The organism is Spongiactinospora sp. 9N601 (assembly GCF_044326295.1).
Lineage (GTDB): Bacteria > Actinomycetota > Actinomycetes > Streptosporangiales > Streptosporangiaceae > Spongiactinospora > Spongiactinospora gelatinilytica.
Genome location: NZ_JBIRBB010000010.1, coordinates 122,025 through 145,153 on the forward strand (window position 1 = coordinate 122,025; position 23,129 = coordinate 145,153).

Consider the following 23,129-nt stretch of genomic DNA (forward strand, 5'->3'; position numbering starts at 1 on the left):
CACTATGGGGGAAATATCGGTGACCACTTCTCGCCAGGGGCAGGTCCGCCGCACGCCGGACCTGCCGCTGGTCCTGGCCCGCGGTTCGGGGGTGTCCCTGGCGGTCCAGCTCGGCGACCAGTTGCGCGCGGCGATGCGGGCTCGGGTGCTGCCCGCGGGGGAGCGCCTGCCGTCCACGCGCGGCCTGGCGAGCCGGCTCGGCGTCAGCAGGACCGTGGTGACGGAGGCGTACCAGCAGCTCTACGCCGAAGGCTGGCTCGAAGGGCGGCACGGGTCCGGCACCTACGTCGCCGACCTGCCCGACGTGGCCGCGCCGCCGCTCGCCCCGGACCGGGCCGGGCCGCCCGGCGCGGCCGTCGCCTACGACTACCACCAGGCCGCGGACGGCGCGATCGACCTGCGCCCGGGCACCTCGTGGGTGCGCGACTTCGACCAGGCGGCCTGGCGGCGGGCCTGGCGCAGGGCCGCCGAGGTCCCGCTGTCCTCCCGCCCCGACCCGTACGGCTTGCCCCGCCTGCGCGACGCCCTCGCCACCCACCTGCGCAGATCCAGGGCGGTACCGGTGGACCCGGCCGACATCATGATCACCAGGGGCACCGGCAACGGCCTGGACCTGGTCGCCGCCACCCTGCTGCGCCCCGGCGACCGCGTCGGCGTGGAGGAGCCCGGCTACTCCAAGGCCCGCACGATCTTCGCCGCCCGCGGCGCGGAGATCGTGCCGTGCCCGGTGGACGAGGACGGGCTGATCGTCGATGACCTGCCCGGCGACCTGCGGCTCGTCTACACCACACCGGCCCACCAGTTCCCCTGCGGCGGGCGGCTGCCGATCTCGCGCAGGGAGCGGCTGCTGCACTGGGCCCGCCGTACCGGGGCGGTGATCGTCGAGGACGACTACGACGCCGAGTTCCGCTACGACGCGGCCCCGCTGCCCGCCCTGTACGGCCTGGACCCCGGTTCGGTGGTGCTGCTCGGCACGATGTCCAAGTCGCTCGCCTCCGACGTGGGCGTGGGCTGGCTGATGGCCTCGCCCGCGCTGCTGCGCGCTGTGGGCGAGACCCGCGCGCGGCTGTCGGACCGCACGCCGGGGCCGGTCCAGGCGGCGGTGGCGGTGCTCGTCGAACGCGGCGACCTCGACCGCCACCTGCGGCGGATGCGGCTGGAGTACGCCAGGCGGCGGGAGGCCATCGTGGCCGCCCTCGGCCCGCTGGTCCGCGGCGACACGGCGGGCCTGCACGTCATGGTGGAACTGCCCGGCCACGCCGTGGACCGGGTCACCGAGGGGGCGGCCCGGCGCGGCGTGCTCGTGGACACCACCGGCCGCCACCACCACGGGCCGGTCCGCGTACACGGCCTGGTCCTCGGCTACGGCTCGGCGTCGCTGCCCGACGTCAGGAAGGGCTGCGCCGTGATCGCCTCGCTCATCAAGGGCGCTCCCCCTGCCTGCGCCGCCCCGGCATCACCAGCGCCCCGAGCGCGGCCACCGTGGTGATCCCCGCCAGTGTCATCACCGCGCGCGGCATCGTGAACGCGCCGGTCATGTAGTAGCCCGCGGTGACCAGCATGCCGAGCGCGACGCTCACCGTCACCGTCAGCGCCACGCTCTCCATGGCGTCGCCGCTGTGGTCGCGCGGCCCGAGCAGCGGGCGGGCCAGTGCCAGCACCGCCGCCCCCGGGCACACCAGCAGGAACAGCACGGTCACCGCGACGCGCGGCGCCGATCCCGCCGCCTGCCCGGTGGACAGCAGGGCGAGCCATCCGGACGCCGCGAGCAGCAGCAGCGGCCAGCGGGCGGGCCTGCTCGCCTTCATCACTTCCCCGCCTTCGTCTGCGGCAGCAGCTCGTAGACCACGCCGCCGTCGTTGCCGAGCACCTGACGGAACCGGCCGGACCCCGAGATCTCCCGGATCAGCCGGTCGATCGTCCCCTTCGGGAAGATCCCCGCGGTCTCGGTCGCGGGCCGCTGCGCCCGGTTCAGCACGAGGTACGCCTTCGCGCCCGGCGGGACCGCGCCCATCAGGTCGATCAGCGCGGGCCTCGGCTCCTTCACGAACTCGGGCAGCGTGGGCACATGACCGGGCAGGTTCGGTACGGCGTCGCGCGACGGCGGCAACTCGTCCAGCCAGATGTGGTCATAGCGCTCGTACTGGTCGTAGGCGGCGGGCAGGAAGAAGGTCGGCGCCACGATCAGCGAGCGCTGCGGCGCGATCCGGTGGAGCGCCCTGACCAGGTGCACCTCGTCCGTGGTGAAGTAGTTGGACTGCTCCTTGCCGTAGTTTCCGAAGAAGAAACCGGTGACCATCAGCAGCAGGACGACCGGGAGGACCAGCGTCCGCACCCACGCCCGGCGGGCGGGCAGGAACAGCGCGGCGGCCAGCAGCGCGGTCAGCGGCAGCGCGAACAGGTAGACCCGGAAGATGATCTCGCCGCCGTAGCTGCCCCCGGCGAGGAAGGCCAGCGGCGCGACGCCGATCATCAGCAGCGGCAGGCCCGGACGGCGCAGCCAGCGGCGCCGCACGAACGCCCCGCACAGCGCCAGACCCCAGAGGCCGACCGACAGCGCGCGGTCGGCGTAGGCCACGATCACCTGGCCCGGCGACGCCGTGCCGAGCGCGATCAGCCCGGCGGAGAGGTTGCCGCCCGCGTCGCCCAGCGACTCCATGATGTCGCTGAACCGGCTCTCCAGCACCTGCCAGGCGATGATGACGTCCCACCCGGCGACCACCGCGGCGGTGACCACCAGCAGCCCCAGGTTTCGGTACCGCCTCAGCACGAACAGCGCGGTCAGCGCCCCGACCAGCATCAGCGGCGTGAGCTGGTGCGCCGAGGTGATCGCCACGATCGGCATCATCAGCAGCGTGGCCCAGATCAGCCGGTGGCGGGCCGAGGTGATCGGCGGCGGCTCGGCGGCCAGCTCGTCGGGGTCGGCCCCCGCCCTGATCGGCCCGCGCCGGAACCTGCGTACCATCACCGCCAGGATGGTGAGGTACATCACCAGCGTGGTGGCCTGCGGCGAGAAGTAGTCCTGGCCGACCCACGAGCACGAGAAGAAGACCCAGACCCCGCCCCACACGAGCTGCCGGTTGCGGGTCACCGTGCGGAACAGCAGCAGCAGCGGCAGCAAGGTCGCGATGTTGAAGGCCAGCGGTCCCCAGCTCGCGATGTCCAGCGCGTCGTCCAGGCCGGCCATCTGGGTCATCGTGGCGAAGAAGGAGAAGAACCCCGGCCACTGGTGGTAGGCCGACAGCGGTCCCGGGTCGGGGTCGGTCACGCCGTGCCTGATCAGGTAGTCGATGACCGAGACGTGCTTCCACGCCCAGGAGTAGCGCAGCGTCGGGTACAGCAGCGCGGGGGTGGCGTGCAGCACGGCGATCAGTACCAGCACGTAACCCGCGTGCCACAGCTCCAGCGCGAACTTGTCGCTCAGTAACGCGACGAACCCGGCGACCATGACGACGATCGCGGCCCAGAACGTCGCGGGCATGACCGTGATCAGGCCGAGGTCGGTCATCGCGTCCAGGTCCACCGAACGCAGCGACAGCCCCCAAAGGACGGTCGCCACCGGCAGCGCCGTGCGGGCGACGAACCAGGTCAGGGTGCTCGTCCGGCGGATCTCGTCGGTCCGGGTGGACTGCAGCCTGCCGTTCAGGTAGCCGACGGTGGTGGCGACCAGCGCCAGCAGCATCGCGGCCAGCGCGCGCCACGCCTTGACGTCGCGGGGGCCGGTCGCGGTCAGCGTGCGGAACACCGCGCGGGGCAGACCGGCCCGGATCGGGGCCAGGTGCGCGCCGAGCGCCGCCCTGCCCTGGGCGCGCTGGGGTACGGCGGCCAGCGACTTGCCCTCGGCCGCGCACCTGGACACCAGATGGCCGATGCCGCCGCGCCGGGCGGCCAGGCGCACCCGCAGCGTCGCCGCCGGCTGCTGCACCAGCTTGGCGCCGGGGGCGAGGTCGTGCAGCCGCAGCCGTAGCTCGGTCTTGGCGCCCGCGGGGGGCTCGGCGAGCATGCCGCCCGCCTGGTGGTCCAGGTCCTCCGGGAAGCCACCGGCCGCGAACAGGGTCTCGCGGCGGATGGACAGGCCGGCGCCGTACAGGTCGTCGATCGGCCCGCCGTCGTCGGGCGCGCCCGTGCAGGGCGCTCCGACCACCCAGGCCAGCTCGTTCGGGAACCAGTTGGGGCGGCCCGCCTCCCAGCGGATCGCCAACCGGCTGCGCACCGCGACCACCTCGGGGTCGGCGTACGCCTCCAGCAGCCGTTCGGTCCAGTCGGGGTCGGGCGCGGTCTCGTCGTCCAGGAAGGCCACCACGTCGCCACGCGCCGCGGCCAGCGCCCGGTTCCGCGCGGCGGCGGTGCCCCGGGTGCCCTCGTGGGCCAGTACCGTGACACCGTCGAACTCGGTGGCGGACCAGGCGGCCAGCTCCACATTGTGGTCGATGACGAGGATCACCTCATCGGGCGGCGTACGCTGCGCCCCGACCGCCCCCATCGTGTCCCGCAGCCGCTCCCACCCCTCCCGCGCCCCACCCACCACGACCACCGACAACGTCGGCCCCCCGACAACCGCCGGGGCCCCATCTGCCACACCCTCGCCGCCCGTCTCCGCCGACGAAGCGGCCCCCTCTACGGCGCTCCTGGCGGGCTCCTCGGTGGGATGTGGGTGGAGGGTGTCGCCTGTCGTGTCCCCCGACGGGACGGACATGCCTGCGGCGCCCTTGGCGGGCTCCTCGTTGTCTGTGGTGTTCTTGGCGGGCTTTTCGGTGTTCGGGTGCGTGGTGTCCGTCGGTGAGGTGGGCCCGTCTGCCGGGCTCTCGCCGTCCGTGTCCGCCGGCGAAGTGGCCCCCTCTACGACGCTCCTGGCGGGCTCCTCGTTGTCTGTGGTGCTCTTAGCGGCTTTCCCGGTGCTCGGGTGCGGGGTGTCCGCCGGTGAGGTGGGTCCGTCTGCCGCGTTCTTGGTGGGCTTTTCGGGGGCGTCGGTGGTGACGGCTTCGCCCACCACCACCTCACCGTCGCCCTCTGCCTCGGCCGCCGTGGTGTCGGCGGTGATGGCTTTGAATGCGGTGGTCTCGCGGTCGCCTTCTGCTTCTTCGGCCCCGGCCGCACCTGTCCCGTCGATAGGGGCGGGGGTCTCGGCTTCGGCTTGCGGCCCGGCCGCCGTGGGCGCGGGGGCGGGGGCCTGTCCCTCCGATTGTGGCTCGCCCTCCTCGGCCGCCGCGCTCTCCCCGGTTTCGGTGTCGAGGGTGATGGCTTTGAATGCGGTGGTTTCGCGGTCGGCTTCCGGCTCGTCGGCCTCGGCTGTGCCCGTGGTCGGGTCGGAGGCGGTGCCTTCGCCCCCGGCCTGCGGCCTGGTCGCCTCGGTCGCCGGGCTTTCGCCCGCGCCGGTGGCGGGTGCAGGGGTGCCGGGTTCGTCGGCAGTGGCCTGCTCCTCGTCCGCCTCGGTTGGGCCGGGGGTGGCGGCCTTGCCTTCGGCCTGCGGCCCCGCTGCACTGGGCACGGTGTTCTCCGGCGTGCCGGCGGTGGGCGGCTCGGGGGTCTCGGCAGTCGGGCCTTCGGTGGATTCCTCGAAGAGGCGGGCGAAGGCGCCCTTGGGGGGCGCCGGGGTGGTGGGGCGGCGGTCGGCGAAGGCGCCCGTGGTGCGGGGCGGGGCCGCCTGGGGGGAGGGGGCGCCGGGGGCCGCCGGTGGCTTCTTCGCGGCCAGTGCGGCGACCTCGGCGGCGCTGAAGACCACGACGGTACCGCCGGCCGCGTCAGGCCGGGGGTCTGCCTGGGCGGGGGGTGTGGCGGGTACTTCCGGCCCGGTGCCCGACGCGTCGTGCCCCTCGTCGGTGTTGCTGCCCTCCACGTCCGCCCTTCCTTGATCCCCCGTCCGATGCCTTTGTGCGACTGTACTCGTCTTCAGGAGCCGCTCTTGGGAAGATCCTGGTTGAGGTAGGGGTCCCTGCCCGCTCCCGAGAAGGCGGGGAGCACCCCGGGCCCTTCGAGCCGGAAGTCGCAGCCCGCCGCGTCCACCGCGTTCCACTGGAGCACGGCCTTGATCCTCGGCAGCCGCTTCAGCACCTCGGGCACCTCGTTGTACCACTCCCCGCGCGCCCCCGGCCGGTCCGGATCGGTCTCGGTGCCGTACTCACTGATCACGAACGGCTTGTCGCCGAACCCGTTGCGGACGAACCAGTCGTGCGCGGGCCTGACCGTCTCCTCGAACGTCTGCCACCCGGCGTTCCGGCAGCGCGCGAAGTTGTACGGGTCGTAGCTGATCCAGTCCACGTACGTGTCACCCGGATAGAACGCCTTCCACTGATCCCGGTAGTCGAGGTATCCGGTGACCCCCCACACCCACGCCACGTTGTCCACCCCGAGCGCCCGGAACCGGTCCACGATGTGCCGGTACGCGGCCACGTACTCCTCCGGGCTCCCGCTGTCCTCCCGAAGCTCCATCTCCCCGTCGAACCCGATGAGCACCGGCCTGCCGTACTCCTTGATCCGCTGCGCCTGCGGATCGATCACCGTCCGATCCACCGCCCCCGAGGCGATGTCCCGCCACGGGATGTTCCGCCCGGAGTCCCACAGCTCGGACTCCCAGCCGAGCAGCAGCAGCCGGTCGCGCCCGATCTCGGGCTCGTCGCCGCGCAGTAGCCGGCCGTTCTCCGTGGTGGACATGTCGTGATAGGCGAAGACGATGTCGAACCTGCGCCCCACACCGCCCTCCAGTGCGTCGAGCGAGGCCAGCAGGCTGTCACCGCGCGGCGGGACGTAGACGCCGAACCACGCGCCGCACTCGGGCCCCTGCTTCAGCGTGGGGGCCGCGGTGCAGTCCCCCTTGGGCGGGGCCGGGACCCGGCCGGTCTCCAGGGGCCGCGCCGAGGTGAACAAGGGACCGACCTCCGCACGGAAGTACAGGGCTCCGCCACCGCCGACGAGCATGATCAACGCGGCGACCGGAACCAGGATTCGCTTGCCGCTCCACCCGCGGGTGCGGGGACGAGCGTGCTTGCGCGGGGAGGGGGCGGGCATGGGGGCGACTCCGAGACGTGTTCGATTGATTTCGGTCCGAGGCCGGAGAAGTTTAAGGCCGCCCGTATAAAGATGATATATACGTGCGGTATCTACGGGTGTACAGCCGGTACCAACCGGCGCAGGATCGGCAGCGCCCGGGCGGCCTGTAGCGGATCGACCGGCAGCGCGTGCCGGGCCCACCAGCGGGCGATCTGCGGGGTCGGACCGGGTTCGGCCAGGCCGGGGCCGAAGTCGTCGTCGAGCGGCGGGGTGTACAGGCAGGTGGTGATGACCCCGCGGCGCTCCAGCGCCGCCCTGGCCGCGTCGCGGTCCGCCACCAGCAGCGGGACACGGAACAGCGGCTGATCGGCGAACGCCGCGACGCCGGTGGCGGCCGTCGGCAGGGCGCTCAGCACCCGCACCCCGGCCAGCCGCCGCCGCCTCGCCCGCCGGCCGTCCACCAGGCGTACCCGCCGGGCCACCGCGCCGCGCAGCAGTCTGCTGTGCGCCACCCGGTAGCCGCCCGCGCCCACCGACATCCACCGGTCGAAGCGGGTCAGGTCGAGATCGTCGGTGTCATCGGCCGCCGCGGCGAGGTCGCGGACCCTGGCCTCGTCGTTCTCGTGCGAGACCTCGATCCGCAGCGCCTTCGCCGCCCGCCAGGCGGGCCCGCTGAGCCGCAGCGCGAAGACCGCGTCGCGGACCAGGGGAGCGATCACGGCGGGAAGCTCGCGGCCCACGGCGGGCGCGGTGAGCAGTTCGTCACGGGCCTTCGCCAGCCGCTCGGCGACGTCGTCGTCCACCGCGAGCAGCCCGCCGCCGCCCGCCCTCGGGTGCTTGGCCAGGCTGAACACCCCGGCCGCGCCGAACGTGCCGACGTGCCGCCGCTCTCCGCCGGGGCCGGTGACCTCGGTCTGGAAGGCGTGCGCGCAGTCCTCCACCAGCACCGCGCCCCTGCGCTCGCACTCGGCGGCCAGCCGTCCGATCTCGCCGGGCAGGCCGTACAGGTGGGTGGCGACGACCGCGCCGATGCCGTCCCAGTCGATCCGGCCCACGTCGATCGTGCCGTCGGCGGGGGAGACCGGGGCCATCACCGGCCGCAGGCCCGCCGCGACCGCGGCGAACATCACGGTCTCGCAGTTGACCGGGGACATCAGCACCCTCGTGCCGGGCGGCACCAGGCCGCGCAGGGCCAGGTACAGGCCGAGCCGGGCGGACGGCATGTACAGGCAGCGGCGGCCGATCCGGCGCTCGGCCGGCCCCTCGGTGGACCTGGCGGCGGGCCTCTCGCCGGACAGGGGCACCGGCCTGCCGCCGGTCGCCGACGTATTCATCTCGCGGTCCCTCCACGTGCTTCGCTCCGCGCGTTGTACCCTCAGCCAGGGTAGATCCCCCGCGTCGCGGCATATCGCCGAAACCCCTGGGACGGCGCTCGGCGGGACCCGCGAGATTTCGACGCGCAGAGAGTTGTTGGTGTTCCATGGCACAGTCCGCCGCCTGGCCGGAGATCGGGGTCGTCGTCTGCACGCGGGGCGACCGCCCAGAGATGATCGAGGAGGCCATCGCCGGGATCACCGGTCAGGACTACCCCGGCAGGGTCACCACGATGATCGTCTTCGACGGGTCCGAGCCGGACGCGGCCATGGCGTCGGATGACCCGCGCCGCCCGGTCAGGCTCACCACCAACACCCGCACCCGCGGCCTGCCCGGCGCGCGCAACAGCGGCGTCCTCGCGCTCGGCGACGCCGTGGAGTGGGTCGCGTTCTGCGACGACGACGACACCTGGCTGTCCACGAAGCTGACCGCGCAGGTCCAGGCCGTACGCGAGCACCCCGACGCCACCTTCTGCACCTGCGGCTCCCAGATCGTGCACGCCGACTGGACCAGGCACATCCGCCTGGAAAAGCCGCGCGTGCCGTTCGCCGATCTGCTGGACGGCAGGCAGCCCGCGATGCACCCGTCCGGGTTCATGGCCCGCCGCGACGCGCTGACCGGCGACGCGATCGGGCTGTTCTCCGAGGTGATCCCCAAGGGCTACGGCGAGGACTACGAGATGCTGCTGCGCGCCGCGCGCAGCGCGCCGATCGTGCACGTCCCCGAGCCGCACCTGCGGGTCCGCATGCACGCGCAGTCGCACTTCGCGGGCCGCTGGGACGTGATCGCCGAGGCCCTGCTGTGGCTGCTGGAGCGCTACCCGGAGATCCGCCGGTCGCGCCGGGGCTTCGCGCGGCTGGCCGGGCAGGTCGCGTTCACCCGCGTGGCGGTGGCCCGCAGGGGCGAGGCGCTGCGCTGGGCGCTACGCGCTTTTCTGACCGACCCCCGGGAGGTCCGGTCCTACGGCGTCGCCGTGGTCGCGCTCTTCCGGCTGAACCCCGCCTGGGTCGTCCGGACGATGGAGGCGCGCGGGCTCGGCGCGCCCTGACCGCCCCCCGGCCGGCCCGGCCGGGAAGACCGCGTACGCCGCCAGCAGCGCCGCGAACGGCGCGGCCAGTGTCAGCACCGACGCCAGCGGGATCTCCACCGCCCCGGTCGCGGCCGGCACGGCCAGCGGCAGGCACGCCAGCGCCAGCACGCACGCCGTACGGTCGGACAGGCCGCGCCGGACCCTGCGCAGCACACCGGCCAGGCACAGCGCCGCCACGGCGGCGGTGGCCCACAGCAGCGGCGCGGGGGCCGGCGTGCCCCCGCCCGGTGGCAGGGCCGCCGGCAGGCCCGCGAGCAGCGCGGCCAGTGCCCCCAGTGCGACCGGCCACCCGCCGGGCCACTCCCCGCCGAGCCTGCGCACCGCCACCAGGCCGAGCGCGGCCGTCAGCATGAGCACGGGCCCCAGCGGGTGCAGGGCCGCCGCGGTCAGGGCGAGCCCGATCAGCAGCACGGTGACCGTCACCCGGTCGGCGCGGCTGGCGGTGGACCGCAGCTCCCCGGGGACCAGCCAGGGCACCGGCCCCCGCGGGAGCCCCGGCGTGCGCCGGAACGGCTCGATCAGCTCGGCCGCCGCCACGGTGACCAGCCAGCGGGTCGTGACGGCCGCCCAGGTGACCCAGGCGAGCAGCAGCAGGTGCAGCGCGGGTGAGGCCGGGGCCAGCGCCCAGTGCGCCGCCACGAAGAGCACCAGGGCCGGCGACTCGGCCCCGGGCCCCGCGCCGAGCCTGCGGAACAGCAGCGACAGCGGCGGCAGGCAGACCAGCGCCACGGCGAGCGGCAGCCATGGGTACAGCGCGGCGGCGTCCGGCAGGCCGAGCGCCCCGGCCGCCATGTCCAGGGCCGCCGCCGAGCCGATGCCGCCGAGCGGCGGCCCGCCCGCACCCAGGTGCAGCGCCACGGCCAGCGCGAGGGCGGGAAGCCACCGCAGTGCGAAGGCGAGCGCGCGGGAGCGTTCGCCCGGCCGTCCGATGATCTTGCGGAGGCCGGGCAGCACGGCCAGCGCGACCACGGTCTGACCGCCGAGGACGGCCATCCCGACGCCGGTGATCCCGTACTTCGGCAGCAGCACCTGCGTGCCGCCGATCGCCAGCGTCGCCATGGCCGCCTGGACGACCACGATCGTCCGCGCCCGGCGCTGCGCCCGCAGCGCGCCCAGGTACAGCTCGACGATCGCCCGGGGCAGCGCGGCCAGCGCGATCAGCCGCATCAGCGTGGTGGCGTGCTCGGCGTAGCCGCCGCCGTAGAGCATCAGCGCGACCGGCGCGAACACCGCCGCGCCCAGCACCAGCGGGGTCAGGATGACGAACGTGCGGCGCAGCGCCCGGCGGCAGTTGTCGCCCAGCTTGGCCGCGTCGAACGCGCCCTCGACGGTCAGCGAGGAGGCCATCGTGTAGCTCAGCATCTCCAGCATCGCGCCGAGCGTGATGGTCAGCCCGTAGTAGGCGTTCATCTCCTGGGTGACCTGGGCGGCCACGAGTACGGGCAGCCCGTAGTTCAGCAGCAGCGTGAAGATCGAGCCGGTGTAGTCGCCGGCCAGGAAACGCCCGATCTGGCGCACCGTGAGGTTCCTGCCGACGCCGGTCCGCTTGGCGTGCTCGGGGACCAGCCTGCGGAAGATCAGGAAGTTCACCCACACCGCGACCGCGAGCCCCGGCGCGATCCAGGCCAGGAACACCGCCCACGAGACCGCCGCGCCGCCGGACCGCAGCACCACCGCCGCGCCGACCAGCACGCCGAACCGGACGACCCAGAAGACCAGGTTCGCGATCGGGACCAGCGGGGCCCGGCGCAGGGCGGTCAGCACGACGTCCTGGAGCGTGCAGACGCTCCAGACGATCACCATTGCGGTGAACACCACGCCCGCGCCGAAGCCGGACAGCAGGCCGTACGTCGGGCCCCAGATGTCCAGGGTGAGCAAGAAGATCAGGCAGCCGAGCAGCGCCAGGCCCGCGCCGACCGTGTAGACGAGCACGATGAACTGCCCGCTGCGCCGCCCCGTCTGCGGGATAAACCGGGTCAGCGTGCCGACGAACCCGAACGACGTGATCGCCGCCAGCAGCCGCATCGCGGCCAGGATGGCCAGGGCCACGCCGACGTCCCGCTCGTCGAAGACCCGGGCGGTCACCGCCCAGTAGGCCAGGCCGATGATCGCGCCCGCGCCCGCGTTGAGCATCAGGGCGTAGGCGCTGCGCAGCAGCGGGTCGGAAAGGTCGGACGGCAGGCGGTCGCGCATCCGCGACCAAAGCCCGCCCGCGCGGGTCGCCTGCCCCCCGGCGAGACCCCCGCGCTCACTCACCGTGCGCTACCTGCCGCACCTGCCGCACCGCGTACCGTGTCCTCCTCACCACCGCGTATCCCTTGGTCAGCAGGCGCTCCCTGAGGTAGATCAGCGGAACCGCGTTGCCCTCCACGGCGTTGCGGAACCTGCCCATCCCCGTGCCCCGGCTCACCGTCAGCCGGGGCAGCGCCAGCACGTCGTGCCGCTCAGTGGTCATCGCGTTGCCCACCGCACAGGCCGCGAGATACCCCGCCGCGCGCGTCTCCACGCGCACCCGCGCGCTGGAGTAACCGAACGGATAGGCCATCGTGGTGACCGGACGCCCGAGCCGGTCCTCCAGCAGCGCCTTGTTGCGCCGCAGCTCCTGCCGCAGCGCCGGGCCGGGCAGCTGGTCGAGCTGCGGATGGCTGTGGCTGTGCCCGCCGATCTCGATGCCGCTGTCGGCCGCCTCCCTGGCCTGGCCCCAGCTCAGCATGGTGTCCAGCGGGCGGCCCGCGGCGTCGGGCCCGGCGTCGCGCAGCCACCCGCTGGTCAGGAAGACCGTCGCGGGCACGCCGAACCGGGTCAGGATCGGCAGCGCCTCGCGGTGGAAGTCGGCGTAGCCGTCGTCGAAGGTGATCACGACGGGCCTTGTGGGCGGCTTCCGGCCGTTTCCGTGCAGGGCGGCGGCCAGGTCGCCGAAGGTGATCGGCGTGAAGCCGCGGTCCTTGAGATAGCCGAGCTGGTCGGCGAAGTCGCCCGGCCGTACGGCCAGCGGGCGCGTCTCGGCGGTCGGCGTGTCGGTGATCGAGTGGTACATCAGGATCGGCACACGCGTCACGACGGGCCGCCGTGCAGTTTCAGGCGTACCGTGCCCACCACATAACCCCACGTCGTCCAGGCCAGCCCGACGACGATCGCGCCCGCCCGGCCCAGTCCCCCGAGATCGCCGCGCAGCGCCGCGCCGAGGCCGCGCAGCACGCCGAGCGGCAGGGTCCTGGTCGCGTAGGAGCGTTCGCTGGACAACCCGTCGCCGGCGCCGACGCTGGCCGCCACCAGCGCCTTGGACAGGCCCTCCGCGTAGCAGCGCGTCCGCAGGTAGGCGAACCGGGACCGCTGCGCGGAGACCTTGTGGCCGATCAGCGCGGCGGGCTCGTACCAGATCACCGCCTCCGGGCTGCGCTGCGTCAGCCGGATGCAGAACTCCGTCTCCTCGCAGCCCAGCGGGCGGCTCTTGCGCCCCTGCACGCTGCGGCCGATGCCGGAGCGGAACCCTCCGGCATCGGTCACCGCCTCCCTGCGGAAGGCGGCGTTGCCGCCCATCACGTTGCGCACCCGGGCCCGGCGGGCGGGCATCCCGGTATAGGAGCACCCGACCGTCCAGTCGAACTCGTGCGGGAACCACCGCGGGCGCCGTCCGGTCGCCCACAGTGGTGACGTGCGCCCGCCGACGCCGACCGTGCCCGGTTGCTGGAAGCCCTCCTCCAACGCCTCCAGCCAGCCCGGGGCCGCGACGGCGTCGTCGTCCAGGTAGGCGACGATGTCGCCGGTGGCGATCTCGGCGCCGGTGTTCTTGCCGCCCGAGAGCCCCTGGTCGTGCGCGTTCGCCACGACGATCGCGTCCGGGTACTCGTGCTTCAGTTTGAGCCGTAGATCCGGATTGTGGTCCACCACCAGGATCAGCTCGTGCGGCGCGCGCCGCTGGGCCCGGACGGACTCGACCGCCTCACGGATGTCGTCCCATCGCTCCTCCGTGTATACGCAGATGACGACACTGCTCTTCATCGGGCTACGCGGCGCCCTGGTCGGCCGCGCGGGTGGTGGTGGGTTCGGGAGCGGGCAGGGGCCGGCGCCACTCGCGCAGAATGGTGCGAAGCACGCGGATGCCGTCCCTGGTGACCTTCAGATTGCTCGTGCCGTGCACCCGGACCCGCTCGTGGCTCGGTACCTCCACGACCCGCAGCCCGGCCCGGTGGGCGCGGATGTTCATCAGCGTCTCCACCTCGAAGCCGTCGCAGTCCACGGCGAGCGTGTCGAGGTGACGGGCCCAGAACGCGTTGTAGCCGTAGCAGAGATCGCTGAAGCGGGCCCGATACAGCAGGTTGACCAGCCAGGTCAGCGCCTTGTTGCCGAGGTGCCTGCCATGGGTGAGGTCATCGCTGCCGCCGCCGTTGAGGTTGCGCGACCCCTTGACGAAGTCGGCCCCGGTGACGAGCGCCCCGACGAATCGGACGATCTCCCGGCCGTCGGTGGAGCCGTCGGCGTCGATCATCACGATGATGTCGCCCGTGCAGGCGGCGAAGCCCGCGGCCAGGGCGTCGCCCTTGCCCTTGCCCTGCTGGGTGACGATCCGGATGCTGGGCCGCAGCCGCCGGGCGACGGCGACCGTCTCGTCCACGGAGTTGCCGTCCACCAGGACGACCTCGTTGATCCAGTTCGGTAGCGTGGCGAACACGTGCGGGAGGTTCTCCGCCTCGTTCAGTGCGGGTACCACCACGCTCACGGTGGGAGTGATCGCGATATGCGGCGTCACCGGAGTGAAACGCTCCAGCGGCGGTGGCGGTCGCAGGGGCGTCACGTGGGCATGGCCGTTGTGCTTGGTGGTATCGGGACTCATCGTGAGGGATTTCCTTCCGGGTGATCGGTCGCCGGCGCAGACCGCCAGACGGACCCGGGCCTCGTGCGCGAGCCGGCCAGTGAAAATATGCGATTCCAGTTATGGATCATCAACTATCCTGCGGCGCTGGTGACTGAGGGTGCGGTGCAGTGCTGTTTCGGTGCGGTGATGCAGCTGTGCGGCCTTGCGGTGAGCTGTGGTGCTGATTGTCGTGCCTGATCAGGGAGCGATTTGCGCGCTCCCTAGGGTTTCACGGGTTTTTGTGACCTCGCCGGTGGACGGCCGCCCGCGCGCAGCCGGCCCGCGGCCTTGAGCACGCGATCCGCCAGCCGGTACAGCTCCGGCCTGTCGGTCACGATGGTTCTCGCCTTGTTCACCGGGGTCCTGCCGATCCAGTGGATCATGGCCGTGGCGGACGGCCGGGCGATCCGGCCCTCCGCCACCAGCAGGACCCCGCTCTTCAACCAGTCCTTGTACTCCCGGCCGCCCTTGCCCATGTCGACCTGGTGCAGCCCGGCCCCGGCGGCGTGCTCCGCCATCAGCAGGTGATGCACGATGCCGGGGGAGTAACGCGCGTACTCAGGGTCGTAGGCGGGGAACCAGCCGACCAGCGAGGTGGCCGTGCGCAGCCCGAAGTGGCCCGCCACGGGCACGTCTCCGGCGTAGAGCATGGTCAGCACCCCGGCGAAGTCCGGAGTCGCGGCGGCGTGCATCTCCTCGGTCAGCCGGACGATCCACGGTTGGGCGAACCGGTCCACGCGGCCGGTGTCGCGGTACTGGCGCGACTTCCACGCGAGCAGCGTGCGCAGCAGGGCCGGGTCGGGCGAGGCCCACTCCAGCCGCACGTCCCCGTGCTCGCGGCCGAGCTTGCGCTGCTTGTAGCGCACGGTCTTGTAGTTCTTCGGCGAGTTGGCGCGCACCTGCTCGGCGTAGGCGTCGAAGCCCGCTGTGAGGTCCATCACAGGGGCCGGTCGTACGTCGGCCTCATGGGGGGCGAAGGTCGGCTGGCCCGCCACCATGTGGTCGAACTCCAGCACGTTCAGCCGGCAGGCCCGCAGCAACTCGCGGGCGTTGAGCTTCAGCTCGGGCACCGAGATCAGGCCGTGACAGGTGGTCAGGAACCCGCCGAGCGGCTTGCCGACGCCGAAGCCGTGCCGCTCGTAGGGGAAGAACCCGGCGATCCGCCCGCCGTCCTCGATGACGGCGACTCGGACGTAATCGCGGAGCCGGCCCATGGCCAGGGCGAACTCCACCGACAGGAACGCGTTGTCCAGGGCCGGATCGGCCTGCTGGAGGGCACGCCACCGCTCGGTCTCGGCAGGACCGAGGTCCGTGGGCCGGACGATCGTTATGGACATGCTCAACGTGCCCCCATCCCCTCTGCCGAGCTCACATTCCGGCGCATCCCCGTATCGCCTCGATGCAGGAAGCGCAGCACGTACAGGAACCCCCCGAGTGCGCCGATCGTCGCCACGGCCGCACGGGGGGACCACGCATCCCAAATGAGCATCCCCTGCGCGAGCAGCACATTGACCAGGAGGCTCGCGCTCGTACCAAAGGTTAGTGCCGAGATGCCATCGCGATCCCGCAGTAGGCCGATTGCCGCCACTGCGGGGACCACGAGCAGGTAAAGGGGGGTCAAGACGAAGCGCAGCGGGGTGTCGATGTCCGCGAGCGCGATCAGGGCGCCCACGGCGCACGCGAGCGTGAGCGCCCACGTGAGAAGTCGCCGGTACGTGCGCATCAAGGCTCCCGCAAGCTGAGTCAGGGCATGGTAGATCGTCCTGTTCAATGGACTGACCCGTTCATAGGATCAACTCCACCATTGACCGTCAATGGCGACGCGTTCCACCAGGACATGGTTTACCTGATCAGGCCGTCGTAGCGTAGCGTTATTCCATACATACCCCCCGCCGATCTTACAAGAGTGAAATACCCTATCGTATGGGGAGTTCCGGACAGCCTGCGCCTTGACTTTGGGAGGGCCGGAGCCGTGCTCAGTCGCTCTGCGTGACTCCTCCATCCTGGGGCGAGGGGGCGGGTGCCGACTCGGACGGCTCGGGGCCGGGCGGCTCCGGCGTGTCGCGGGGCGGTTCGGGGGCCTCGACGTCCTGTCCGGGCCAGGAGACCGCGCACGTCCTGCCGCCGCCGTTGGAACTGATCGACACCTGGCCGTCACCCGGCGCGCCGGGATCATCGACGGTGATCCACACGCTCGCGCCCTTCCCGGCGGCCAGCCTGCCGCGGCGGGCCGAAAGGCCCATCTCGCCGGACACCGACGCGTTCCAGGAGACGGCCGAACCGCGTGCGGCGAGCTGGATCAGGCCCGCGCCGGACGTGCCGAGGTCGGCGGGGCAGGAGACGGCCAGCCGGGCGCTCACCGCCGGGGGCCTGCGTGAGGTCCTGGGGCGGGCCGTGGCGGGGCGGGTGGTACGGCGCGGGGTGGGCGTAGCGGTGGGCACGGTGACGGGGGCGGTGGCGGATGTGGAGGGCGTGGGCGGCTCCTCGGTCTCTTCTTCGAGGGGATCGCCGGGAGCCTGGTCCGCCGCGGTGGGCTCCGTGCCGGGGGTGAACACGGACGGGCCGCCGGGGGCGGGCGCGGCGCGTACACCGGCCGGCTCGGCCGTGCCGTACACCACGACCACCGCGCTCGCCGCGGCCAGTACGCACGAGGCCGCGATGACCAGCGCCGTGAGCCGGCGCGGCCGGCGGCGGGAACGGCGTTCGGCGGGCATCGGGAACCCGGCCTTGTCCAGCCGCTCGGTGCGCTTCGCGATCGCCTGCCTGGTCTGCTCGCGGTCCGGGCTCACGCAGGTGTCGATCATCCGGCGGCGCAGCGAGAGCGGCGGGTAGGCGATCGGCACCGCCTCCAGCAGCCGCTCGGCCGACACGTGCCGGTGGCGCAGTTCGTGGCAGACCTCGCAGCCGCCGATGTGCGCGGACAGCCGCTTGCGCAGCAGCGGCGGGAGCGGGCCCTCCAGGGAGTCGACCATGGCGGAGAGGTCGGGGCAGTGCGCCCGGCCGACCCTGGCCAGCACCACCGCGGCGGCGGCCAGCTCCAGCAGGTCGCGGGCGCGGCCGAGCCTGGCCCCGATCTGGCGGGTGGTCAGGCCCAGCACGGCCGCGACCTCGGCGTCGTCGAGCGCGTGCCGTACGGCCAGCTCCAGGGCCTCCCGCTCGCCTGGGGCCAGTTCGCCGAGCACCTCGAAGACCAGATCGGCCAGCTCGGTGTCGTCGATCTCGTCTTCGGGGTCGTCGTCGTGGTCGCCGGGCACCGGGGCGCTCAGCGGCGGGGTGCCGCCGCCGCGGCGGCGCGACCGCGCGGCGCACTGGTGGCGGGTCAGCGCGTACACCCAGGCGCGCAGCCGCCTGGAATCGCCCAGCCGGTCGGCCGCCTCGTGCGCGGTGACCAGCGCGTCGTGTACCGCCTCGGCCGCCGCCTCCGGGCGGGGGAGCTGGGAGCAGGCGTAGTCGTAGAGACGTTCGCCGTAGGCGTCGTACAGGTCGGCGGGCGCGTGCGCGTCCGCGCGCCGCAGCGCCTCGGCCAGAAGGTGGTCATCGCTACGACCGGTGTTGGGCCATCCGGGCACAGATCTTCCTCCACGCAGAACGGGCACGTCCGCGGGTCTCGTTCACCTGCCCGCGCCAGGGCCCCACGTGCGTTGGACGCCTACGTCCCGGGGGTGGGTTGTCCTGGCGAGAAATGTATGGTCCTGGCATAGCAAGAAGGCATATTCCCTGCGGAATGTCCGCCTCCATGCTGCGGGGCGGGATCAGTCCTCGCAGTGCGGGGCGCAGATGCGGCGCTTCATGCTCTCCACGAAGATCTTCCGTACCTGCAACACGTCCTTGACGATGAACAGTTCGCCGCCGGTCGCCGAGGCGATGGCGTCCATGCGCGCCCGGCCCTTGGGGGCGTCCGGGCCGAAGGCGATGATCAGGATGCTGACCGGTTTGGCCGGGTCGTACTGCTCCTTGAGCTTTCGCACGACCTCCTCGTCGGACAGGCCGCCGTCCGGGTCGTCGTTGCCCGCCCCGTCCGTGAGGACGAGGATCGTGTTGATCTTGTCGGCCCGGTAGTCCTCGGTCATCAGCTCGTAGGCGGCGGCGATCGTGTCGTTCAGGCCGGTGTCGCCGGTGGGCCGGGCACGTACCTCCGCCAGCCGGCCGGCCAGCAGGTCCTTGCGCAGCACCCCGCCGACCTTCTCGGCGAGCGGGCCGACCGGCACCATCTCGCGGTGGTCGGTGCCCTGCCCGTCCAGGTGCGTGGAGAACTCCCAGACGCCGATCTCGCTGTCCGGCGGGAACAGCCGCAGCCCCTCGGTGCCGATCCGCGAGATCACCCGCATCCGGTCGGCCCCCGCGCCCGGTACCGGCAGCGCCATCGTGCCCGACACGTCGAACAGCGCCAGCAGGCGGGTGCCCAGGTTGAGGCGCGACCACGACTGCGTGAGCGCGGCGGCGGCCTTGGCGTCCGGGGCGGCGAGCGCTTTCGGCGGCTCGGCCGCGAACCCGGCGTCCTCCGCCAGGGCCGCGCCGCCCTTCCCGTCCGGGGTGCGGAACCCGTGGTCGCGGATGATCTTCTGGCCCGCCGCCCCGCTCAACTCCGCCGCGAACTTCTTGGCCGCGCCCTTCGTGGCCGCGTCGGTGGCGGTGAAGACCAGCGGGTAGTCCAGGCTGACGGTCCCTTCCTGCGGATACAGGGGCACGACCGGGGAGGCCGGTTTCTGCCGGGTGTTGAAGTTCCAGACGCCCTGCTCGGTGGCGACGCCGACCGGCGCTCTGCGCGACTTGACGTCCAGGCTGGCCAGCAGGGACTCGGGCGAGCCCGCCAGCGACCGGGAGAGCTGCTTGAGCGCGCCGATCAGCCGGTCCTCCTTGCCGCCCGCGCGCAGCACTCCGGCGGCGGCCAGGGCCGCGCCGAGGCCGGCCGCGTTCTGGCGGGGGTCCAGGGTGACCACGCGCACCTGTTTGGCCAGGCCGTCGGGGTCGGTGACGTCGGCGGCGGCGGCCACCTGCGCCCAGCTCGGCTCGCCCAGCGTGCGCCGCAGGCCCCCGACCACGTCCTGGGAGGCGGCCAGCACGACCGGCGAGGCCGCGATCGAATCCTCGGCCGCCGGCGGCTTCGCGCCGCGTGCCCGCATCAGGTCCAGCCACATGCGCGAGTCCGGGATCCACAGGTCCGCGTCGGTCCGCCCGGCCGTCAGTCCGCTCCCGGCGAGCGCGTTCGCCACCCTGGGCGCGGACTGCGCCTGCACGCCGACCCGCACGCACTTGCCGCCCGCGGCGGGCTTGGCGGCGTTGTACTTCTGCGCGACCGCGCTCACCGCCGGCGCGATGTCCGGCGCGGCCACCACCCGTACGGCCAGCTCACCGCCCGCGCACCCCTGGGCCTGGCCCTGGCCCTTGCCGTCGTCGCGGTTGACGATCACGAAGGCCGCCACGCCCAGCAGTACGGCGAGCGCGACGGAACCGGCGAGCGGCACGAGCACGCGCCCGGCGCTCGTCCGTCGGCGCGGCGGCCGGTACCCGTAGTCGCCCGCGCCGGAGTCGTCTGTGCGGTGGCGTCCGCCCACGGTGTCCTCTTCTTGATCCTTATTGAGCCGTTCGGTGGATGCGGGGGGACACCCTATCCAGAGACAGGTGGCAATGTTCCTGAAACCCTACTTGCTGCGCTTATTGTGGCAAAACAGCGCTAAAGGTGCAGAAGGGCCGCCTCTAAAGGAGCAGAATCGCGCGCGGGACCGCGTTCGCGTCAGGCGCGTCCGGATGGTTCACGGGGATGGTTCAGGGGGAGCGCCGCAGTCGCGGCCGAAAGCGGGAGAGGGCTGCTGACGCGGCCGGGAGCGGGCGAACACGCTGGTCAGGCACCGTGACCTCCTGTCCGCCCGCTCTCGGCCGCCGACAGCGCTAAGTACCCTACCCACCACATCGCGTCACTGATTTTAGGCAGCGCAAAGAACCGGTTACCGCTGGACCCGTTTCCACCATGCGTCACATGGGAGGATGCGGGGATGTTCCAGCTCGTGGAGGTGACCGACCCCGCCGATGCCCGCCTGGCCGACTACACCCGGCTGCGCGACGTCGAGTTGCGCAAGAACCTTGAGGCCGAACGCGGCCTGTTCATCGCCGAGGGGGAAAAGGTCATCAGGCGCGCGATCGCCACCGGCCATCCGGTCAAGTCGGTGCTCACCACCCGGCGCAGGCTCGACGCCCTGGCCGACGCCCTGGGCGAGACCACGGTGTTCGTGGCGTCCGACGAGATCATCCGCAACGTGGCGGGCTTCCAGGTCCACCGCGGCGCGCTCGCCGCGATGCGCCGCCTCCCGCTGCCCGCGGTCCGCGACCTGCTCGCCCCGCCCACGCGCAGCGTGGTCGTACTGGAGGATCTGGTCGACCACGGCAACGTCGGCGCCATCTTCCGCTGCGCCGCCGCGCTCGGCGTCGGCGCGATCATCCTGTCCCCCCGCTGCGCCGACCCGCTCTACCGCCGCGCGGTCAAGGTCTCCATGGGCGCGGTCTTCTCCATCCCGTACGCCCGCATGGACGACTGGTACGACGGCCTGTCCCAGTTGCGCCGTTCGGGCTTCCGCACCCTGGCGCTGACCCCCGACCAGCAGGCCACCCCCCTGGCCACGATCCCCCCGGCGGACCGGATCGCACTGCTGCTCGGCTCCGAGGGCGACGGCCTGTCCTCCCACTGGCTGAAAGAGGCCGACGAGGCCGTCTGCATCCCGATGAGCCCCGAGGCCATGTCCGCAGGCGTCGACTCCCTCAACGTCGTCGCAGCCGCCGCCATCGCCTGCCACGAACTCACCCGCGCCGTGCGGGGGTGAGGGGCCGCCGCGAGCGCCCGGGGCGGCCCCTCACATTCGCGTCAGCGGCCCTGGAGGGACTTGACGTTGTTGCCGAAGGACCAGCTCTTGGAGCCGTCCCAGTTGATGGACCAGGTCATCAGGCCCTTGAGCTGGCCGTTGAAGGCGTTCCATGCCTGGCTGACCAGGCCGGGGCTCATGTAGCCGCCGCCCGCGCCGGGCTGGGCCGGGAGACCGGGGACCTGCTTGTCATAGGGAACCTTGATCGTGGTGCCCTGGATGGTGAGGCCGTTGTTCAGGCAGGTGGTCTGGACGGTGAAGCCCTGCACGGTGCCGGCCGAGTAGGAGTCGCCGGAGCAGCCGTACATGCTGCCGTTGTAGTACTGCATGTTCAGCCACCACAGGCGGCCGTTGTCGGCGTACTTCTTGATGATCGGCAGGTACGCGCCCCAGATCGAGCCGTAGGTGACGCTGCCGCCGGTGACGTACGCCGTCTCCGGGGCCATGGTCAGGCCGAAGTTGGACGGCATCTGGGCGAGCACGCCGTCGATGATCCGGATGAGGTTGGACTGCGAGGCCGACAACTGGTTGATGTTGCCGCTGCCGGTGAGGCCGGTCTCGATGTCGATGTCGATGCCGTCGAAGTTGTACTTCTTCAGGATCGGCACGACCGTCTCGACGAAGCGGTCGGCGACGGAGGCGGAGCTGAGGTCGATGCCGGCCGCCGCGCCGCCGATGGACATCAGGATCGTGGCGCCCGCGGCCTTGGCCGCGCACATCTCGGCCGGGGTGGAGACCTTGACGGTGACGTCCATGCCGTCCTCCCACAGCACGGTGCCGTCGGAGCGGATCACCGGGAAGGCGGCGTTGATCACGTTGTAGCCGCGCTGGGCGATCACGGGATTGTTGATCGGGGTCCAGCCGAACGGCGGGTGGACGCCGTTGATCGCGCCGTCCCAGTTCTCCCAGTAACCCTGGAGGACCTTGCCCGCGGGGCGGCTCTTGACCGGGCAGGTGGCGTCGCCGGTGGGTGTGACCGTCGGGGTCACGGTGGGGGTCACCGTCGGGGTGACGGTGGGGGTGACGGTCGGCGTCACCGTGGGGGTCACGGTCGGAGTGACCGTGGGCGTCGGGCCGCCGGGGCCGTCGAAGGTGACGTCGTCGGCGTAGTAGGTGCCCTGGCCGTACCAGCCGTGCAGGTAGACCACGGCGGAGGTCTGGTTCGCGCCGGAGGTGAAGGAGATGTTGATCTGAGTGTAGCCGTTCGCCGAGGAGGCCCAGCGGGACTGGCCGCCGTTCACGCCGAAGTAGACGTAGTTGCCTCGGACCCAGGCGCTCAGGTTGTAGGTGGTGCCGGGTCGTACGCTCACCGTCTGGCTGCACCGGGCGATCTCGGAGCCGTTGACCGCGCCGGAGAGCGCGGCGCTGCCGGTCCTCGCCGGGGTGTTGACCACCGAGCCGGCGTTGCCCGTGCAGGTCCAGGGGGACAGGCTGCCGGACTCGAACCCGGGGTTGGAGAGCAGGTTGTCGGCGTAGGCCACCGACCTCTGGGTGATCATTACGACGGCCGCCAGCAGCAGCGAGGAAAGCAGCGCCAGCAGGCGGAGGGTGGTGCGCTTGATGGGGGGTGTCATGGGGGGTACAGCCCTTCTGCCGCCCGGCGGGGGGTGATGCCGGGCCACGGTGACGGGGGCCAGGGAGGAGCGGCGTGGGTCAGCCTCTGGTGGTGACCCACACGTTGACGATGGTGTGCGGTGTGATGTTGGTGGAGGAGGTGGACCCCACGGGGGTCCATGGGCCCAGGATCAGGATCGGTCCCACGTCGGGCAGGAAGTGCTTCTGCAGTACGTGGACGCGGTGCTCGCCGGTGCCGCCCGAGCAGTAGCTGCTCGCCGTGAGGCCGCTGACCTGGGCGGAGCAGCCTGTGGGGGTGGCGGACGCGCTGGAGGCGGTGCCGATGACGACGCCGGCGGTGAGTAACGCGGTGGCCGAAGCGCCGGATAACCACTTGCGTGCGCGCATGGGGGGC

The 23,129-nt window shown here is 72.5% G+C and carries 16 protein-coding genes; 3 read left to right on the top strand and 13 right to left on the bottom strand.

Going from position 1 to position 23,129, the window contains the following annotated elements; genetic code table 11:
* The first annotated feature begins 19 nt into the window (after positions 1 to 19).
* Positions 20 to 1,489, top strand: coding sequence for a PLP-dependent aminotransferase family protein (locus ACH34R_RS24565; protein WP_397563861.1), 1,470 nt, complete (start codon positions 20 to 22; stop codon positions 1,487 to 1,489).
* Here the strand turns inward: ACH34R_RS24565 and ACH34R_RS24570 are convergent.
* From ACH34R_RS24570 to ACH34R_RS24585, 4 genes are all read right to left on the bottom strand, one after another.
* A complete protein-coding gene (locus ACH34R_RS24570) occupies positions 1,422 to 1,808 on the bottom strand; it encodes a hypothetical protein (RefSeq protein WP_397563862.1) in 387 nt (128 codons plus the stop codon). The two genes, ACH34R_RS24565 and ACH34R_RS24570, sit on opposite strands and share 68 nt — an antisense overlap.
* Positions 1,808 to 5,836: a glycosyltransferase gene (locus ACH34R_RS24575; RefSeq protein WP_397563863.1), complete on the bottom strand. Its 4,029-nt coding sequence runs from the start codon at positions 5,834 to 5,836 to the stop codon at positions 1,808 to 1,810. The genes ACH34R_RS24570 and ACH34R_RS24575 overlap by 1 nt, the downstream gene beginning before the upstream one ends.
* A 53-nt stretch (positions 5,837 to 5,889) precedes the next feature.
* Positions 5,890 to 7,005: a glycoside hydrolase family 26 protein gene (locus ACH34R_RS24580; protein WP_397563864.1), complete on the bottom strand. Its 1,116-nt coding sequence runs from the start codon at positions 7,003 to 7,005 to the stop codon at positions 5,890 to 5,892.
* A gap of 92 nt (positions 7,006 to 7,097) precedes the next feature.
* A complete protein-coding gene (locus tag ACH34R_RS24585; RefSeq protein ID WP_397563865.1) occupies positions 7,098 to 8,321 on the bottom strand; it encodes a DegT/DnrJ/EryC1/StrS family aminotransferase in 1,224 nt (407 codons plus the stop codon).
* A 146-nt stretch (positions 8,322 to 8,467) separates the two neighbouring features.
* Here ACH34R_RS24585 and ACH34R_RS24590 point away from each other — a divergent pair, with 146 nt between their 5' ends.
* The gene (locus tag ACH34R_RS24590) at positions 8,468 to 9,409 is read left to right on the top strand and encodes a glycosyltransferase family 2 protein (RefSeq protein ID WP_397563866.1); all 942 of its coding nucleotides are present in this window, start codon (positions 8,468 to 8,470) and stop codon (positions 9,407 to 9,409) included.
* Between the two features lie 2,290 nt (positions 9,410 to 11,699).
* Here ACH34R_RS24590 and ACH34R_RS24595 read toward each other — a convergent pair.
* The 7 genes from ACH34R_RS24595 to ACH34R_RS24625 all read right to left on the bottom strand — a co-directional run bounded on the left by ACH34R_RS24595 (position 11,700) and on the right by ACH34R_RS24625 (position 19,861).
* Positions 11,700 to 12,509: a polysaccharide deacetylase family protein gene (locus tag ACH34R_RS24595; protein WP_397563867.1), complete on the bottom strand. Its 810-nt coding sequence runs from the start codon at positions 12,507 to 12,509 to the stop codon at positions 11,700 to 11,702.
* Complete coding sequence (locus ACH34R_RS24600; protein WP_397563868.1) at positions 12,506 to 13,453, bottom strand: glycosyltransferase family 2 protein; 948 nt, start codon at positions 13,451 to 13,453, stop codon at positions 12,506 to 12,508. The genes ACH34R_RS24595 and ACH34R_RS24600 overlap by 4 nt, the downstream gene beginning before the upstream one ends.
* Positions 13,454 to 13,457: 4 nt before the next feature.
* Entirely contained in the window at positions 13,458 to 14,285 is an 828-nt protein-coding gene (locus ACH34R_RS24605; RefSeq protein ID WP_397563869.1) for a glycosyltransferase family 2 protein, read from the bottom strand.
* 242 nt (positions 14,286 to 14,527) lie between these two features.
* On the bottom strand, positions 14,528 to 15,643 hold the full coding sequence (locus tag ACH34R_RS24610) for a GNAT family N-acetyltransferase (RefSeq protein WP_397563870.1): 1,116 nt from the start codon (positions 15,641 to 15,643) through the stop codon (positions 14,528 to 14,530).
* A 2-nt stretch (positions 15,644 to 15,645) separates the two neighbouring features.
* Positions 15,646 to 16,029, bottom strand: a complete 384-nt coding sequence (locus ACH34R_RS24615; protein ID WP_397563871.1) for a hypothetical protein — start codon at positions 16,027 to 16,029, stop codon at positions 15,646 to 15,648.
* Between the two features lie 253 nt (positions 16,030 to 16,282).
* A complete protein-coding gene (locus ACH34R_RS24620) occupies positions 16,283 to 17,875 on the bottom strand; it encodes an RNA polymerase sigma factor (RefSeq protein WP_397563872.1) in 1,593 nt (530 codons plus the stop codon).
* 183 nt (positions 17,876 to 18,058) lie between these two features.
* Positions 18,059 to 19,861: a substrate-binding and VWA domain-containing protein gene (locus ACH34R_RS24625; RefSeq protein WP_397563873.1), complete on the bottom strand. Its 1,803-nt coding sequence runs from the start codon at positions 19,859 to 19,861 to the stop codon at positions 18,059 to 18,061.
* A gap of 438 nt (positions 19,862 to 20,299) precedes the next feature.
* On the opposite strand from ACH34R_RS24625, the gene ACH34R_RS24630 reads away from it, so the two are divergent.
* Positions 20,300 to 21,121 carry a TrmH family RNA methyltransferase gene (locus ACH34R_RS24630; RefSeq protein ID WP_397563874.1) on the top strand — a complete coding sequence of 274 codons (822 nt, stop codon included), beginning with the start codon at positions 20,300 to 20,302 and terminating at the stop codon, positions 21,119 to 21,121.
* Positions 21,122 to 21,162: 41 nt separating this feature from the next.
* Here ACH34R_RS24630 and ACH34R_RS24635 read toward each other — a convergent pair whose 3' ends face one another.
* Together ACH34R_RS24635 and ACH34R_RS24640 are read right to left on the bottom strand one after the other, a co-directional pair.
* Positions 21,163 to 22,734, bottom strand: coding sequence for a carbohydrate binding domain-containing protein (locus tag ACH34R_RS24635; protein WP_397563875.1), 1,572 nt, complete (start codon positions 22,732 to 22,734; stop codon positions 21,163 to 21,165).
* A 79-nt stretch (positions 22,735 to 22,813) separates the two neighbouring features.
* Positions 22,814 to 23,122 (bottom strand): hypothetical protein, encoded by a 309-nt coding sequence (locus ACH34R_RS24640; protein WP_397563876.1) that lies wholly within the window; start codon positions 23,120 to 23,122, stop codon positions 22,814 to 22,816.
* Positions 23,123 to 23,129: the final 7 nt, after the last annotated feature.